Here is a 16,202-nt window from a genome sequence, read left to right as displayed (position 1 = left end):
ACAATCACCCGCGACACAAAAGCCTTAGATGAGGCCTGCAGCCGTCATCAGTTCAGTGACCTTCTTGCTGTTCAGATTCGCAGCATCGACCTTCGGTGCGTGAAGATCAGTCAGCGGCACCAGCTTTTCATTCGATGCTGCGCCGTTGCCGACCGCATATTCGAACGACGTACCGGTCTTCAGAATGTCCTGGCCGGCCTTGCCGGTAACGAACTTCAGGAACTCCTGCGCTTCCTTCATATGCTGGCTGGACTTCAGAATGCCGCCACCGGAGATGCTGACGAAAGCGCCTGGATCTTCGTTCTTGAAGTAGTGGAGCGCAACGTTTTTGCTATTTTCACCCGTCTTGGCCTGATCACCGAACCAGTAGTAGTGGTAGATGACCGCCCCTTCGACTTCGCCCGCATTGACGGCCTTCATGGCAACGCTGTTGCCCTTGTACGGCGTTGCATTTTCCTTGAGCGCCTTGAGCCATGCGGCAGTCGCCTCTTCGCCCTTCAGTTCGAGCAGGGCGCTGACGATTGCCTGGAAGTCGGCGCCGGCCGGTGCTGCACCCCAACGCCCCTTCCACGCTGGATCAGCCAGATCCAGCAGGGACTTCGGCAGCTTGTCTTCCGTCAGCTTCGTCTTGTCATAGGCAAACACCGTCGAACGCGCGGCGATGCCCGTCCACATCCCGTCGGACGGACGGTAGGCATCGGGAACCTGGGCCAGCGTGTCCTTGTCGACCGGCGCAAACAGACCAGCAGCATCGACCAGAGTCATGGCGGGAGAATTTTCGGTCAGGAACACGTCGGCTGGGGACGCATCGCCTTCCTGAATGATCTGGTTGGCGAACTGCATGTCGCTGCCCTGGCGCACGGTTACCTTGATGCCCGTCGCCTTGGTGAAGGCATCGATCCATTCGCGGCCGAGGCTCTCGTGCTGCGCATTATAAACGACGATTCCTTCGGAATCGGCAGCGCGCGCAGCCCCAGTCGTCAGCGAAGTGGCAGCAAGCGACGCAGCAATCATAAGCGCGCCCGAGAAGCGATTAAGGGAAGTTTTCATCATGCCCTCCTTGGCGTTTCGCCCGAGTTCCCCGAAGCGATGTGTGCCCCTATATTTTTGTTGAGTTCGCATTTCAAGTTTCGGGATCGCTCGGACGATCACAAATGATTGATATAATTACTTAATTAGAATAATTCTAGAAAATACCGCAACTCACGGGGGAACGGCACCGCCAACGACAACAGCCTGTTGTCGCAAATGGATCACGCAGCCGAAACCCGCAAAAGCCCGAGGGGCGACAACGCCGCAGCGCCTTCGCCCCTTCGCGTCATTGGCCAACTACTCGACGTCGAACTTGACGCCCTGTGCCAGCGGCAATGTCTTGCCGTAGTTGATGGTGTTCGTTGCCCGACGCATGTAGGCGCGCCACGCGTCCGAACCGGACTCGCGGCCGCCACCGGTTTCCTTTTCGCCGCCGAACGCACCGCCGATTTCGGCGCCTGAAGGACCGAGGTTGACGTTGGCGATCCCACAGTCGGAACCGCGAGCCGAAACAAACATCTCCGCCTCGCGCATGTCGTTGGTGAAGATCGACGACGACAGGCCCTGCGGCACGGCATTGTGCTGCTCGAGCACGTCGTCGAAATCGCTATACTTCATGACGTAGAGGATTGGAGCGAAGGTTTCATGCTCGACGGGCCCGGTCTGCGACGGCATCTCGACGAGCGCCGGACGCACATAGAAGGCATCCGCCGAACCGTTCTCAACGCGCTCGCCGCCTGTGACGTTGCCACCAGCCGCCTTTGCCTGATCAAGCGCCGACTGCATGTTGTTGAACGCCTGCTTGTCAATCAGCGGTCCGACCAGCGTGCCGGTCTCGAGTGGATTGCCAATGGTGACCGAGCCGTAAGCCTTCTGCAGACGCGGAACCAGCTTGTCATAGACGCTGTCGTGGACGAAGAGGCGGCGCAGCGTCGTGCAGCGCTGTCCGGCGGTGCCCATGGCGGAAAAAGCAACGCCACGCAACGTCAGGTCGAGGTCAGCCGTCGGGCAGATGATCGCGGCATTGTTGCCGCCCAGTTCCAGGATCGCCCGCGCGAAACGCTGCGACAGGCGTGGACCGACCACGCGGCCCATCGCCGTCGAGCCAGTGGCCGATACAAGCGGCACCTTCGGATGGTCGACCAGCACCTCACCGACCTCACGACCGCCGATCAGAAGCGTCGACAGGTTGGCGGGCGCCTGCCCACCTTCGGCAACGAACCGTTTGAGTGCCTTTTCAAACAGGGCCTGCGTTGCCAGCGCCGTCAGCGGCGTCTTCTCGGAGGGCTTCCATACCGTCGAGTTACCGCAGACAATGGCGAGCGCAGCGTTCCACGACCAGACGGCCACGGGAAAATTGAAGGCAGAGATGATGCCGACGACACCGAGCGGATGCCAGCTTTCCATCATGCGGTGATCGGAACGCTCGGTGGCGATCGTCAGGCCGTAGAGCTGGCGCGACAGACCGACCGCGAAATCGCAGATGTCGATCATCTCCTGCACCTCGCCGAGGCCTTCCGACACGATCTTGCCGACCTCGATGGAAACCAGGCGGCCAAGCGCAGCCTTGGATGCACGAAGCTCTTCACCCAGCAGGCGAACCAGTTCGCCGCGCTTGGGACCGGGAACAGCGCGCCACTCGACGAACGCCTTGTGCGCCTCCGCGATCGCCGTCTTGGCGTCAGCGACGGAATGCTCCTTGAGCGCGCCGATTTCCTTGCCTGACACAGGCGACGTAACCCGGAGCGTCCCACCCGCGTAACGATCCGTGGGAACACCCATTTCAGCGAGCAGTTTGTGTGTCTCAGTGGCGAGATCGAGCGTTGCGGTTGTCATTGTCGTTGTTCCCAACCCTGTTGTTCTTAAAATCGTGCATCGGCGAAGTGGGCGACTTGCGCGCCGGCTTCGTACCACAGTTCCTTGACGGCGCGGAAGCTCGGTTCAGCAAGCGGCGTCAAGGGAAGCGGCAGATCGCTTTCAGCGAGCTGCCCCAGGATGTGTTGCGCAAGCGTGCGTCCGAAGACGCTGCCCGGTGCAATGCCGCGGCCATTATAGCCGGAAAAACCGATAACGTTCGGCGCGAACTTATGGAAGCGCGGTAGCGCGTTGTCGGTCATCCCGATTTTGCCATACCATTCGCACTCGAACTCAACATCGCCGATCTGGGGGAAGAGCTTCTTGAGCGACCGCCGCGCCCAGGCCTTGTGGATCGCAAGCCCACTGTTTCGCAAGGCGCCGACGCTGCCAAAAACCAACCGACCGGCCTGATCCATGCGATAGGACGACAGGATTTCCTTGGTATCCCATACGCCTTCGCGACCCGCGAGGATCGACTTGCGGAGGTTGTCGCTGAGCGGCGTGGTGGCCAGATTGAAATAGGGCAGGTGCACCTGCTCGTTGCGGACCTGTTCCCACGGGCCGGTGCTGTAGGCATCGGTCGCAACGATGATCCAGTCTGCGGTCACCTGTCCGCTCGCGGTCTTGACGGTCCACCGGTCGCCGTTTCGCTCTGTCGCGATCACCGGGCTTGATGTGTGGATCTCGACACCCGCCTTGACTGCGGCGTGTGCCAGGCCACGGGCGTAAGCCAAGGGCTGCAACGTACCGGCGCGCATATCGAGCAGCGCTCCGGTATAGGCATTGCTGCCGACGCGTCTGGCGGTCTCTGCAGCGTCAAGCACCGTGACGGGAGCGCCGCGTGCGCCCCATTGCTTGGCGCGATCTTCGATCTCCTTCAGTCCATCGGCGCCGACTGCGACATGCAATGTGCCGTTCCGCTCAAGCTCGCAGGCGATACCGTGCCTGTCGATAAGTTCCATCACCAGCTTCGGTGCGTTGCCAAGCAGGTCGAGCAGACGTTCGCCATAAACCGGACCAAGGACACCCGGAAGATCGTCGGGCATGACCCACATACCGGCATTGATGAGGCCGACATTACGCCCCGCGCCGCCGAAGCCGATTTCCTTCGCTTCGAGAAGCACAACGCGCGAACCCGCTTCCGCCAAGTGGAGGCTTGACGACAGCCCCGTATAGCCGCCGCCAACCACGACGACATCAGCGGTGACATTGCCCTGCAGGTGAGAGGAGACCAGAGCAGGCGGAGCGGTTTTTTCCCATAGCCCGTGGGAGCGCGGATCATTCAGCATCGATCAAACCATCCATTACAGTGTGAGACCATCGGCAGGCAATAAGCTTAACTGGAAACCCGCGACGCGAAGTAAGTCAATTGGCGTTTGCAACAGGTCGCTGCGCCTGCGTGGAAGCGAGCGAATGTGGTCAGCGGAAACGAAACCTGTCGACACGAAGAAACTCCACGTTCATTCCAATTCTGCTGGATAATGTTCTTTACAAGCCGCTCGAAGCCATAAATATCGACATTTATGAAATAGCTCATTCTGTATTGGAATGACCATGCTGGTCTCTCGACGCTTTCTGCCCTCCACGTCGCTTCTGGTGGCTTTCGAAGCGGTATCCCGCACCGGCAGTGTCACGGCCGCCGCCCGCGAACTCGACCTCACGCAGAGCGCAGTCAGCCGCCAGATCAAGGCGCTGGAGGAGCAACTAGGCGTCGAACTGTTCGTCCGCGAACGGCAGACCGTACGCCTGACGCTGGCCGGCGACAGCTATGCGCGCGAAATCCGCGAGGCGCTTCGCCGCATCTCCAGTGCATCGCTCAATCTTCGGGCGAACCCGCATGGCGGCACGCTGAACCTTGCCATACTGCCGACCTTCGGCACACGCTGGCTCGCGCCGCGCCTTGGCCGCTTTCTCAACGCCAATCCGGGTGTGACGATCAATCTGGTGACGCGGCTTTCCTCGTTCGACTTCCGCCTTGATTCAATCGACGCCGCAATCCACTTCGGACATGCCCATTGGCCCGGCGCCGAACTGGCGTTCCTGATGTCTGAACGAACCGTACCTGCTTGCAGTCCGGCGTTTCGCGACAATCACACAATCTCCGCGGCACCCGATCTGCTCGATGTTCCGCTGCTTCATCTCAACACCCGGCCCGATGCCTGGGAGCAATGGTTCGCAAACAACGGCGTTTCCTTTCAGACCGTCCACGGGATGCTCTTCGACCAATTCGCAACGGCGGCGCAGGCGGCCGTCGCGGGATTGGGTATCGCGCTTCTCCCGACTTTCCTGATCGAGGACGAACTGAAACGCGGCGATCTGGTCGCGGCCGTCGACCGCGAGATGGAAAGCAACGAACGCTACTACCTCGCCTATCCGCCCGAACGGGCAGACTACCCGCCGCTTGCAGCATTTCGTGACTGGATCGTCCGGGAGGCAGCAGGGTAACGGAACAGCTTGCGTCTCCATGCCGCTTTCGAGCATTATGCGGCAAACATAATTCCATGCAGGAAACCTCAATGAAGCCGATTTTCGTCCAACTCCAATGCGCCCCGGGCAAGACCTACGAAGTCGCCGATGCGATTTACCAGACCGAACGTGCCTCGGAGCTCTATTCGACCAGCGGCGACTACGATCTTTTGCTCAAGATCTATATTGAGGAGGGTCAGGACATCGGAAAATTCATTAATGACAATATTGCCAACATCCCCGGCATTATTCGCTCGCTGACGACCCTGACCTTCAAGGCGTTCTGAGGGAACAGTCACGCTCGGTTAACTTTCCCGACGAGAAATGCTGTCCGACGGCGGCATTTAAACCCGACCTTAATGCTGGCGGCGGCCTTGTTGATATAACCGTCGCCACGGTCGCCTGCGCGCGACCTCAAGGGTCCGATCATGTCTGTCGCCGAAACCTACGTCCACGAAGCCGAACCGTCTCCCGATTCCCGGCCGCTGATTGTTCACGTCATACGGCAGTTCCTGCCGAACCGCGGCGGACTCGAGGATGTGGTCTCCAACCTCGCGCGCCAGACCATCGACCGCGGCTATCGTGTTCGCGTGATCACGCTCGATTCGCTGTTTACCAGCCGGGAAGAGAAGCTCCCGCATCATGAGGTGATTGCCGGTATTGAGGTCGTACGCATCCCTTGGTCCGGCAGCACCCGCTATCCCATCGCTCCGCAGGTCTTCCGTCACCTCGGTGACGCCGATGTCATCCACGTCCACGCCATCGATTTCTTCTTTGACGCACTGGCCTGGGGACGGTTTCTGCATGGCAAGCCGATGGTCGTCACGACGCATGGCGGCTTCTTCCACACCACGAATTATGCGGCGATCAAGAAGATCTGGTTCCAGACGGTGACGCGCCTGTCGGCGCGGGCATATCGGAAGGTCATCGGATGCAGTGTTTCCGACCTGAGGCAGTTTTCGCAGGTTGCCCCGACACGCAGCATCCTGATCGAGAACGGCGCGGATATAGGCAAATTCGCCGACATGGCCTCGAAGAACGCGCGCCGCCGGATGCTCACCATCGGCCGCTTCTCGGTAAACAAGCGCCTCGACCACCTTCTTGAGGTTACCGCAGCGCTAAAGGCCCACAATCCCGATTGGCATCTCGATATCGTCGGCGTCGAGTATGATCTCAACCGCCAGGACTTGCTCAGTCATATAGCCCGGCTGAAGATTGAGGACTCCGTATCGATCCATGTCTCGCCGGACAACGAGACGATCCGGACCATTATTGCACAGGCCTCGATCTTTGCGTCGGCATCAGCCTATGAAGGCTTCGGCCTCGTGGCTCTGGAAGCGATGAGCGCAGGACTTCTGCCGGTCCTCAACGGAAACGACGCGTTCAAGACGCTGGCGGAACGCCACAACGAACTCTTCCTTGCCGACTTCTCCGACGCAACGGCAACGGCCACAACGATCGAAACCGCGTTCGAGCGTCTGCAGACGCATGGGCCATCGCTAAGAGCACAGCTTCTTGGCGATGCGCGCACCTATTCGTGGGACGTCGTTGCAGACCGCTATATCGCGGTCTACGAGGAATTGCTGGGCGCCTGACCGAAGCCAGGCAAGCTCTTAGCTCTTCGCCAGGCGGGCAATCTCCGCAAACACCGTCTTGCGTGATTCAGGCGGCGTCAGATTATGATCTGCGTCGGGTAACATGACCAATCGCACGTTCGGGTGACGTGCCAGCTTGCGCGCCCCCGGGCCGAAGTAGAAGTACATGTGCTCCAGCCCGACATCGCCTTCGCTGTAGATCAGCGTCAGCGGCAGCTTGCGCTTGCCGAACGTCGTGAAGGAATTCCTCACCTCGACCGTCGTTTTCCGCCGGCTGGGCAGATACTCCAGCAATGGCGCAACCCTGACCGACATACGGCGCGCAAATGCGATGATCACATTCTTGGCCGCCGCCTTGACGTCGATTTCGCCGCGAATGATGCGCTTGAACGTGTGTAGGCTGAACCGCTGTCCGTAATCCTCGAAGCTGCGCGGAACGGAAACGACGTGCTTCTTCTGCACGGCCTGCTCCGGATCCCAATAGTAGACGAAGGGGTTGATTGAAACCGCCGCCTTCACCCGCTCGTCGTCTGCCGCTGCACGAACGGCGAGATAGCCACCGCTGCAACGTCCCGCGAGCATGAGCGGTCGATGCGAAAAACCCTCGAGAAAGTCGATGGCGGCGCGGGCGTCCTCGCTCTGCGACGGCGCATAGAGGATCTGGTCCGGCGCATCGAGCCGCGGAGGACTATCGCCGACATTTGCGGAATCGAAGCGAAGCGAAATGATGCCCTGACGCGCTAGATCTCGCGCCATGTTGGCAATCGTTCGACCCCAACCGCAATGCCGGTCATACGCCGTCGAAAGGAAGAGAACGGCATTCCCCGTCGAAGCACCGAGAGGGCGGCTAATGATGCCGACAAGATGGTTCTGTTCGCCGAAGCGGACAGGAACCTCTTCGAACCCGTCGCCCTTCATGGAACCCGGTTCGATTGCAACGGCCGGGCCGGCTGCTTCCGAATCCACCGGAACATGCGTTGCCATCCAATCCGCCAGATAGTTTACGGCCGCCATCGGAGTCCTGGCAAAGAGCGGATCGGTCACGAGTTCGTCGTAGCCTTCGAAGACGCGTTGCTCGACTTTGGCCCCCAGCGCGCGCAGATTGTCGGCGAACGTCGTCTGGTCGGCACGTGCCGGCCGTTCAAGAATGAGATAGCGCGAAGAAGCGACGTGCTCTGGCGAGGAGATATTCACCTTCGACAGTTCCGCGGCGACACCCGCGGGCATCACCAGCCCGGCGATCACATGCTGGCCGTCTGGGACGTGGTGTTCACCCAAGCCGAGATGATGGTTGATGAATTTGGACCAGGCGCTGAGTTCGCGCAGATAGGCGCGCCCGTTCAGAACCGGACCAAGCATGACGATGGCGTCCACGTCCTCGATCGTATTGCCCATGCGCTGGGCGAGCGTTGCGCCGAGCCCTTGGGCCACAAGAATGATCCGGCTGCAGCCACTCAGGCTCTTGAGCTTTTCCGCGGCACCACGAATGGCGCTTTCCCAAACGGCGAGCGTGACAGGCGCGTCCGTAACCTCAAGCGCGTCGCCCGTTCCCGGATAGTCGAAGCGCAGGCTGGGTACCCCGACGTCGGCGAAATGCTCTGCCGCCACGCGGAAGAACTTCCGGCTGCACATGTCTTCGAAACCCCAGGGGCTGACAAAGAGCACCGCCGCAGATCGCTTCTGCACGCCGGGGCTCTCTGGCTTGAACAGCCCGATCGTACCGTCAAAGGCAAGAGGCAAAGCCGCATCGCGACCCGCACCTTCCCCCTGATCCGTGAAAGACACCTCGGAAGACGTATCTACGTTTGCATCAACCACGCCTGCCGGCGAAACAAATCCGACCGCCGCTTTAGCAGGCCCCTGTAACGCTGCAGGCATTTTCCCAACTATAGACAACATAACCTCGGCATCCTCGCGTGGGATAACAGCCAGCATCTTCAATGCGATGATATAGCCAAGCCCCCCGGCCGCTATTGCGGCCAAAAGTCCAATAGAACCATTTAGAAATTGTAAAACTGCAAAGGCAATACAAGCGCAAAACACGGCCGCCGTCATCGTCTTCGAAAGACTTACGTACAAGCCGGACAGTTGATTGCCGAAACCGGTCTGCCTGACCATGATCACGCACATCACGACAAAGACGCCGATGCGAACCACGGCAGCGCCTTCGGCGGCAAAGAACGGCACGACCAGAAGGCAGCCGACAGCCATGACAAAGCCGCCGATGACACTGACCCAGAGACGGTCGCGAGCGCGGTCCATCGACAGAAGATAGAGGCTGAGCGTCTGCATGAAGGTATAGGCGGGCGCCGCCAGCGCAAGCAACGCCACGACCGTGCCGCTTCGCTGAAACGCCTCACCAAATACCGCGCGCACGAGGTCGCCCGAAATTGCCGCCAGCCCGAAGCTCATCGGCAGGATAATGTAGGCCATGCTGCGGGTAACGGCCGCGAAGACCTCGACCGGCAGCTTTCGGTCACTGCTGTTGTGACGACGCTCGGAATAATAGGGCAACAGGCTGCCCGTCATCTGGATCGGCAGCTGCAAGGCGATATTGGCGATCGAAAGACCGACGGCATAAAAGCCAACCATCTCGACGGACCAGAACTGCTGGAGAAAGAGGATCTCCAGCCTATTCAGGAAGATCGAGTCGATGATGAATTGCGCGGACAGCACCACGGACGATGCAGCAAGAAGCTTGAGCGGCACGCCGCATCGATCGCGCGGCGTCAGCAGGATCGGCACCGTGGCCACGAAGAAGACCAGCTGTCCGAGCAGATAGCCGACGAGGACGCCTTCCACGCCGTGGAGTATCGCGCCACCGGCCACGCCAACCAGCTGCAGGACGCAGACGAGCGTTGCCAGCCGCATGAAATCACCGAGACGGCGCTCGCCGATCAGGTAGAACTTGACGAACGATCCGATCGCCTGAACGAAGAACAGCGCGGCCGTAACATAGGCAACCGACGGTGCCGTCTCGGCCCAATGCATTTCTTCCGAGGTCAGGAAGAACAGCGCGTACAGCGCAAGCAGTACCAAGGTCGAAAACAGCATCAGGGTGACAAGCAGCGAAGCGAAACCGCGCCGCCTCTTCGCGTCAAAGCCCTCCGCCTGCAATTGCGGCAGCGTCTTCGACAGCGTGATGCTTGAGCCAAGCTCGGCGATGGATGCGCCCGTCACCACCAGCCAGAGTGAAAACGCAACGATCCCGTTGGCCTCCGGCCCCAGCAGACGAGCGGTAATGATGGAGGAAAGGAACCCGGTCAGCAGCAACAGCATTCCCGCGGCGCCGTTCATGACTGAGTTTGCAATAATCCCTTTTGACATACTTCTTCCGCTTGGCGCCGCTTATCCAGCGCGCATGCTAGTGTGAAAATCTTTCGAATTTGGTTGCGAGCGTGCTTCGGGCGACCTGTCAGAAGATGACGGGGCGCGAGCCGCCGAGACCAAGCACCTCGCCCGAGGGCAGGTCATCGATGTTGGTACCCGGGCGTGGCAGAAGCCGCACCCGTTTCGCACCGCCGGGGGCCAGATGAAACCAGTCGTCGCTCGTCTGGTAGCCGTTGGCATTTACATGAACGGACTGGACGAAACTGTCGGCACCAATGTCGGCGACCCATCCGTCCTCACTACGGGTAACGGAAACCTGGATCTCCGCTTCGTGAAGCGCCTTCGAGCGACCGAGAGGGAAATAGAAGGCATCGGCAACCACGGCACCCCCATCCGGCAGCCGCAGCCGCGCCACCACGACATCATGTGACGGCGGTCCGAAGCGGAACGCATAGGTCGTGTCGAAAAATGCGCCGAAGAGGTCCGTGCTCGCAAACTTCTGCTGGCTTCGCGGAGCCAGTGTCAGAATGCGCCCACCACTGACAACATGCTGCCGACCCTGCCGCAGGCAGACGAGCTCGAGGTCGAGCTGCAAAGCATCGGCGGTTTCGTTGATGACGTGGACATCAAGCCCGTTGGTCCCTTCGTCCGTCAACAACACCTGAACCGGCCGGAAGGCCCTGCGCATTGCGTACCAAGCCGGCTTGGGCTCGCCCGTCGAATCGATCACACCCCAGCCAGGTCCCGGCAGCAGGTCCTGCAGCGTCCAGACCAGGGCGCCATTGCACGGCGACCCCTTGCGGCGCCACTCGGCAAATGTCTCTTCGATGACTTCGCCTGTGACCGCACGCGACAGATCGAGGTAGCGTCCGACGTCCTCGCGCCGAAGCCGCGCCGGATCCAGATCATAGAGTTCAGCCAGATAGAAATCGCGAACATCCTCGAAATCCCACGAGGCACCGCGGTCGCGCGGGACACGCGCCTTCCATAGCGGACTATGGACTGGCGGCAGGTCAAGGTGACGCTCAAGCGTCTTCTGCTGCGGGACATGGGCGAATGCGAGGCTCTCCGCCGCAAAGCGCACATTTGCCCGGCGCGCGTCGGTCAGCGGTCGCATGTAGGCGCCGACGCCGTAATAGTGTGTGACCCCGGCGTCGGGCGAGAACGGCATCGACCCGCCTGATGGCGAGTTGACCACGTAAGGCACATCAGGGCGCATGCGCGATGCGATCGCCGGGATGATCTCTTCGGTAATCGGGTTGGTCCAGAATTCCTTCGGCAAACCAAGCATGGCCGCCTGCTGGTAGATCTCGCTGCCGCCGCAGACCACAGCCAGCGACGGAGAACACTGAACGCCGTGCAGGAACTCTTCGACTTCCGCATGGACATGCGCCGTAAACGCCTTGTCACTCTTCGGGTAGTCAAAGTTGGCGAACATGAAGTCCTGCCACACCAGCAGGCCGAGTTCGTCGCAGAGCCTGAAGAAGTCCGGCGTTTCATAAGCCATCGTTCCGCCAATGCGGATCATGTTCATCCCGGCTTCCGCAGCAAAGCGCAGGAATGGTTCGTAGTCGGCACGGTCGCCCGGCAAGCGGACGATATCGGCGGTCGCCCAGACCGCACCACGGCAGAAAACCGGCTGGCCGTTGATGCGAAGCGCAAAATCGTCGCCGTCCGGCCCGCGCTCGACCTCAATGGACCGGAAACCCGTCTTGCCGACAGGATGCTCGACACCATCCACGACGACCGAAAAATCATACAGCGCCGGCGATCCGTGCGTATGCGGCCACCAGGTTTCAACATCCTTCAAGCGCAGAATCGCCGAATAATGTTTGTCTCCGACCTTTTCGAATGGCTGCTCGATCCCGCCGCAGCGAAGCGACAGGTCGGGATTGTCGACATCGGCATGCAGCGAAACGCTCAATCGTCCGGTGCCGTCGCCCTCGAGAACGGCTCGCACCGAAACATCGTCGATTGAAACGACATCGCGCCGAACAAGCGTAATCGGCCGCCACGGGCCCACCGCGTGAATTTCCGGGCACCAGCCGGGCATCCGTCCGAGCAGCGTCGTGCGAACGTTCTTCAATCCCTGTGGCGTTATCATCTGTGGCCGCCACCGCGCGCGCGGGCCGCTCTCGGCCAACCGGGGCGCGAGTGCTCGAAAGCAAAGCGCGAGTTCATCGCCGCCGAGAAGCGTCACCGGGATCTCGTGCGCCGTGAACATGCTTTCCGACGACAGGATTTCCTGACCATTGAGGAACACGTAGCAAAGTGTTGCCAATCCCTCGAATCGCAGAATGGCATCACCGGGCTGGGCGTCGAACAGCCGGCAGATGTACCATGCATCGTCGCTATCAAGCGGGTGCGGATTCTCCCGATCGAACAACCCGGCCTTCTCAAGCGCAGCCGCGACCGTCCCCGGAACCTCTGCGGCGATAACCTTGGCGGACAGTGGAATATCGTGAGGATTGAGGCAGGCGCCGGGCTCCGTGAGGATGAGGTTCCATCCCTCAGAAAGCCGGATCTCCTCCGCTCCGATGCTTGCCAACCTGCCTTGCATGCTCATGCCCTCGGCTTCACAGGCGCTCCGCGAGCGAAGCCATCATGGCATCCCATGCATCAACTGCGGGATCAAGTGCTGTCAGCAGCGGCTCGTATTTCTTTCGCGTGACGGCCCGAGCGAGCTGAAACTGTACGGACTTCGCCACTTCCGAAATCCGGCGCGCCTGTTCGACCGCCTCCGAGAACTCGTTCGCGGAGAGCCACGCCAGATGATCGCCCGCGAGCTCGAAGTTGGCGCCGAACTGCCGCAGCGTATTGAACGCATATTTGTGGAAGAAATAGAACGGCCGCTCGGCCACCTCTTCGACCTGCCTGGGAAAGACATTGGCGAAGGTGCGGATCGGATTAACCGAAGGGCGGCGATCGAAATGTCGCTTGAGCAGCTGCCGCGACGTTGCCCGAACGTGGTTCGGATCGCTCGGCGCCGCGGGAAACTTTGCGAATTCCGTATAGGGCAGGAACGGAGGGGCGTCGTCCGCCAAATGAACCTGGAAAAGCCCGTCGAAATCTTCGCCTTCAAGCGCGAAGTAACCGCCGTTGTGGAAATACTCGATGCGCTTGCCGGCCACGTCGAGCCGATTGACTGCGACCGTGGTTTTACCGTGCTCGGTGCGATACGACGTCCCTTGCGTATCGGGCATGTAGAACGAGTCCATCTCGACGAGGCATAGGCGCCCACGCTCGATCTGCACGTCGAGATGCCGTTCCACACGATCGAAAATCGCCAGTTCGGTGACGCGAATGTCGTAAAGCGCCTCAAGATCTTCCAGCGGAACCTTGAAGAACGTGAACTGGTCGCCTTCGAAATCCTGCGTGAGGGTGAACCCCAGCATCGCTTCTGGCGCTACGTTCAGCGCGCTCAATACCTCGATCCAAAGATCGACATAGCAATTGGTTTCCGGCCACATGCGCTCGCTCGAATGCAGTGCATGCGAGACATAGGTCTCGGGGCGGATCCCCGGGAAAACGGATGCTGTCAAATCGCTTAGCCCCACAGCGCCTGCCGCACGGAGGCCGGCCATTCCTTCACATCCAGACCATGGTGATGGAACAGCGCCAACGTGATGCGCTCAAGCCCGAAGCCGACGCAGGCTGTAAAGGCGACGCTGCCATCCTCAAGATTCAGCCCCCACTTCTGGCCGAATGAATCCTGATGGAAGTTGAAGCTCATGCAGGCGGTCGGATTGGCTGTCGATGTAATCGGGATCAAAAGCTCGAACTTCAGATTCTGGTCACGCTGGTTGTTGACCATCATCCTGCCGGCGCGGCCGAAGAACGGATCGTTGGCGACGTCGATGGTGACATCGAGGCCGACGAGCTTCATCATTTCAAGGCCGCGATCCATCCAGTTCTGGCGGAAATCGGTAACGTGCTTTTCCGTACCCATGCAGACATATTCGCGCATGCGGAACAGCTGCTGGCGGGCAGGATCGCGCGACGGCTCATGGCGGAAGCAATAGGATTGCAGATCGAACAGCGCACCGTCCTTAGGCAGGTTGCCGCGGCGGGCTACCGTCGGATAGAGCGGATAGCAAGCGGCCGGCGTCAGCACGATTTCGGTCGCTTCCTGGCCCTTGGTCCAGTCGTCGCCGACTTCCATGCACTGCAGCAAGTTCATGTGGTCGAGTTCATTGCCGCAGAAGCTGTGGACCGTTCCGGCCAGCTGTGGAAAGCTCTTCATGTAGCCGCTCTTCTCGAAGATGTCGCGGTTCATGCCCGGCGGAAAACGCATCGCTTCTGCGCCATCCGGGCCGCCGAACCGATCGATCAGACGCTCGAATGCCGCGATGACATCTTCAAACTGTCCGCTGCGGCCATAAAGGCCGTCAACACCGGTATCGATCAACAGGCCGGCTTCAAAAAGCCTGTCCAGAAACGTCGTCTGCGCATCCATGTCATCACCCCAGTAAGCTAGTGTCCTGCTTGTGGACAAGAAGCATGCTCGACGTGTTGCCGAGAATGCGGTCGTTCGAGATCATGAGCTGCGCGGAATGAGCATCCCTGAGATGGCGTCCGACGCTGAACGGCGTACCGTTCTTGTATCCCATGATCCCGCAGATCAGCATGGCATGATTGATGATCTCGAGAATTGTTTCCGAAGACGCGATCTTCACGTTGTTCATCGCAACGGCGAAGCCCATCGATGACAGCTTGTCGACGTCGACCTTGGCGTCCTCATAGGCCTTCAATCCGGCGACGACATTCGACCGCACCATCTGAAGCAGGTTGGAGACTTCCGCCAATCGAAGTGCGCCGGGTGGCGTCACGCCTGGCGACTTACGCGCAGCGGCCCTGACAAAAGCCTGGGCTCTTGCAACGGCATCAACGGCGATACCGTACCAGACGCTGCTCCAGAGAAGATGTGACGATGCCAGCATGGATTGCGCAGCAATCTCCGCGAAGGGCTTCGGCAGGATTTGTTCGGCAGGCGCTTCACCCTTGAACAGGAACCCGTCTGAACAAGTGCCCCGCATGCCAAGCGTGTTCCACGCATGCGTTTTCTCGAGCGTATATTGTGTGCTGAGAAAAACCGTCAGAACCTGATCGGACGGTGCAGCGTCAGGATGTGCCCGCGATGTAATCATGATTGCGTCTGCATACGATCCGTAGGAGATGACCGTCGCATCTTTCTCAAGACGGCAGATCGGTCCATCCACGACAATCGCACAAATGCTGTTTCTGAGGTTCCCGCCGATGCCGCCTTCGGTCGTGGCCGAGCCGATAAGCAGTTGTTCGCCGGCGACACGTCGCATGAAGTCGCGATGCCAGTCGCTGGCGCCGCCATGCTCGACGAGGCTGCATAGCTTGATGTGGTGCATGGCAAAGACCATGGCCGCAGCCGCGCAGGACTGACCCAGCAGCGAGCATAGCTCGGCGATCTGCGCGATGGTCGCGCCTTCGCCACCAAACTCGGATGGAACCTGAATGCCGAGCAGTTTCTCGGCCTTCATCGCATCGACAGCCTCCTGAGGGAACCGTCCCTCAAAATCAACGGCGTCTGCGCACTTCGCCGCGATCGCGGCAACGCGAGCCACCCTTGCAGTCAGACTTTCTTCCGTGATTTTGACAGGGAAGTTCATTTAGGCAACTTTCCGGCTGTCCTTGATCTGATCGATCGTCTTGGCAATCGCCGAGACACTGGCAAAAGACTTGCGATTGAGAAGATTATCGGGAAATTCGATGTCGAAGGCCTCTTCGATCGCCAGCATCAGCTGAACGGAAGCGAAGGACGTCAGGCCGGCGCCGTAAAGATCGGCATCATCCGCCACCTGATCAACCGGGATCGGGAGCTTTCCGAATTTGACCAAGAGTTCGCGGATTGTCGTATTCATTCTATAACATCTCCAAGATGATCATATC

Annotated in this window: 12 protein-coding genes; 3 read left to right on the top strand and 9 right to left on the bottom strand. The window is 59.9% G+C overall.

Annotated features, from left to right (window positions below; genetic code table 11):
* Positions 1-24: 24 nt before the first annotated feature.
* The 3 genes from QTL94_RS13305 to QTL94_RS13295 all read right to left on the bottom strand — a co-directional run bounded on the left by QTL94_RS13305 (position 25) and on the right by QTL94_RS13295 (position 4,178).
* A complete protein-coding gene (locus QTL94_RS13305; protein ID WP_289802193.1) occupies positions 25-1,050 on the bottom strand; it encodes an iron ABC transporter substrate-binding protein in 1,026 nt (341 codons plus the stop codon).
* 279 nt (positions 1,051-1,329) lie between these two features.
* Complete coding sequence (amaB, locus tag QTL94_RS13300) at positions 1,330-2,868, bottom strand: L-piperidine-6-carboxylate dehydrogenase (RefSeq protein ID WP_289802192.1); 1,539 nt, start codon at positions 2,866-2,868, stop codon at positions 1,330-1,332.
* Positions 2,869-2,894: 26 nt separating this feature from the next.
* On the bottom strand, positions 2,895-4,178 hold the full coding sequence (locus tag QTL94_RS13295) for an NAD(P)/FAD-dependent oxidoreductase (protein WP_289802191.1): 1,284 nt from the start codon (positions 4,176-4,178) through the stop codon (positions 2,895-2,897).
* A 259-nt stretch (positions 4,179-4,437) separates the two neighbouring features.
* Between QTL94_RS13295 and QTL94_RS13290 the strand changes: the two genes are divergently transcribed.
* The 3 genes from QTL94_RS13290 to QTL94_RS13280 all read left to right on the top strand — a co-directional run bounded on the left by QTL94_RS13290 (position 4,438) and on the right by QTL94_RS13280 (position 6,950).
* A complete protein-coding gene (locus QTL94_RS13290) occupies positions 4,438-5,334 on the top strand; it encodes a LysR family transcriptional regulator (RefSeq protein ID WP_289802190.1) in 897 nt (298 codons plus the stop codon).
* A gap of 71 nt (positions 5,335-5,405) precedes the next feature.
* Positions 5,406-5,642, top strand: coding sequence for an Lrp/AsnC ligand binding domain-containing protein (locus QTL94_RS13285; RefSeq protein WP_065694565.1), 237 nt, complete (start codon positions 5,406-5,408; stop codon positions 5,640-5,642).
* Between the two features lie 141 nt (positions 5,643-5,783).
* Positions 5,784-6,950 carry a glycosyltransferase family 4 protein gene (locus QTL94_RS13280; RefSeq protein ID WP_289802188.1) on the top strand — a complete coding sequence of 389 codons (1,167 nt, stop codon included), beginning with the start codon at positions 5,784-5,786 and terminating at the stop codon, positions 6,948-6,950.
* 18 nt (positions 6,951-6,968) lie between these two features.
* Here QTL94_RS13280 and QTL94_RS13275 read toward each other — a convergent pair whose 3' ends face one another.
* The 6 genes from QTL94_RS13275 to QTL94_RS13250 all read right to left on the bottom strand — a co-directional run bounded on the left by QTL94_RS13275 (position 6,969) and on the right by QTL94_RS13250 (position 16,174).
* Positions 6,969-10,277 (bottom strand): oligosaccharide flippase family protein, encoded by a 3,309-nt coding sequence (locus tag QTL94_RS13275; protein ID WP_289802186.1) that lies wholly within the window; start codon positions 10,275-10,277, stop codon positions 6,969-6,971.
* A gap of 88 nt (positions 10,278-10,365) precedes the next feature.
* Positions 10,366-12,840 carry a glycoside hydrolase family 2 protein gene (locus tag QTL94_RS13270; protein WP_289802349.1) on the bottom strand — a complete coding sequence of 825 codons (2,475 nt, stop codon included), beginning with the start codon at positions 12,838-12,840 and terminating at the stop codon, positions 10,366-10,368.
* 16 nt (positions 12,841-12,856) lie between these two features.
* Complete coding sequence (locus tag QTL94_RS13265) at positions 12,857-13,864, bottom strand: DUF1839 family protein (protein ID WP_289802184.1); 1,008 nt, start codon at positions 13,862-13,864, stop codon at positions 12,857-12,859.
* Positions 13,828-14,736 carry an amino acid--[acyl-carrier-protein] ligase gene (locus tag QTL94_RS13260; RefSeq protein ID WP_289802183.1) on the bottom strand — a complete coding sequence of 303 codons (909 nt, stop codon included), beginning with the start codon at positions 14,734-14,736 and terminating at the stop codon, positions 13,828-13,830. The genes QTL94_RS13265 and QTL94_RS13260 overlap by 37 nt, the downstream gene beginning before the upstream one ends.
* Before the next feature lie 4 nt (positions 14,737-14,740).
* Positions 14,741-15,922 carry an acyl-CoA dehydrogenase family protein gene (locus QTL94_RS13255; protein ID WP_289802181.1) on the bottom strand — a complete coding sequence of 394 codons (1,182 nt, stop codon included), beginning with the start codon at positions 15,920-15,922 and terminating at the stop codon, positions 14,741-14,743.
* A complete protein-coding gene (locus QTL94_RS13250; RefSeq protein ID WP_065694571.1) occupies positions 15,923-16,174 on the bottom strand; it encodes an acyl carrier protein in 252 nt (83 codons plus the stop codon). It lies immediately after the preceding gene.
* Between the last annotated feature and the right edge of the window lie 28 nt (positions 16,175-16,202).

It is taken from the genome of Rhizobium sp. S96, from assembly GCF_030382195.1.
Classification (GTDB): Bacteria; Pseudomonadota; Alphaproteobacteria; order Rhizobiales; family Rhizobiaceae; genus Rhizobium.
This window is presented reverse-complemented; position numbering and strand designations above follow the sequence as displayed.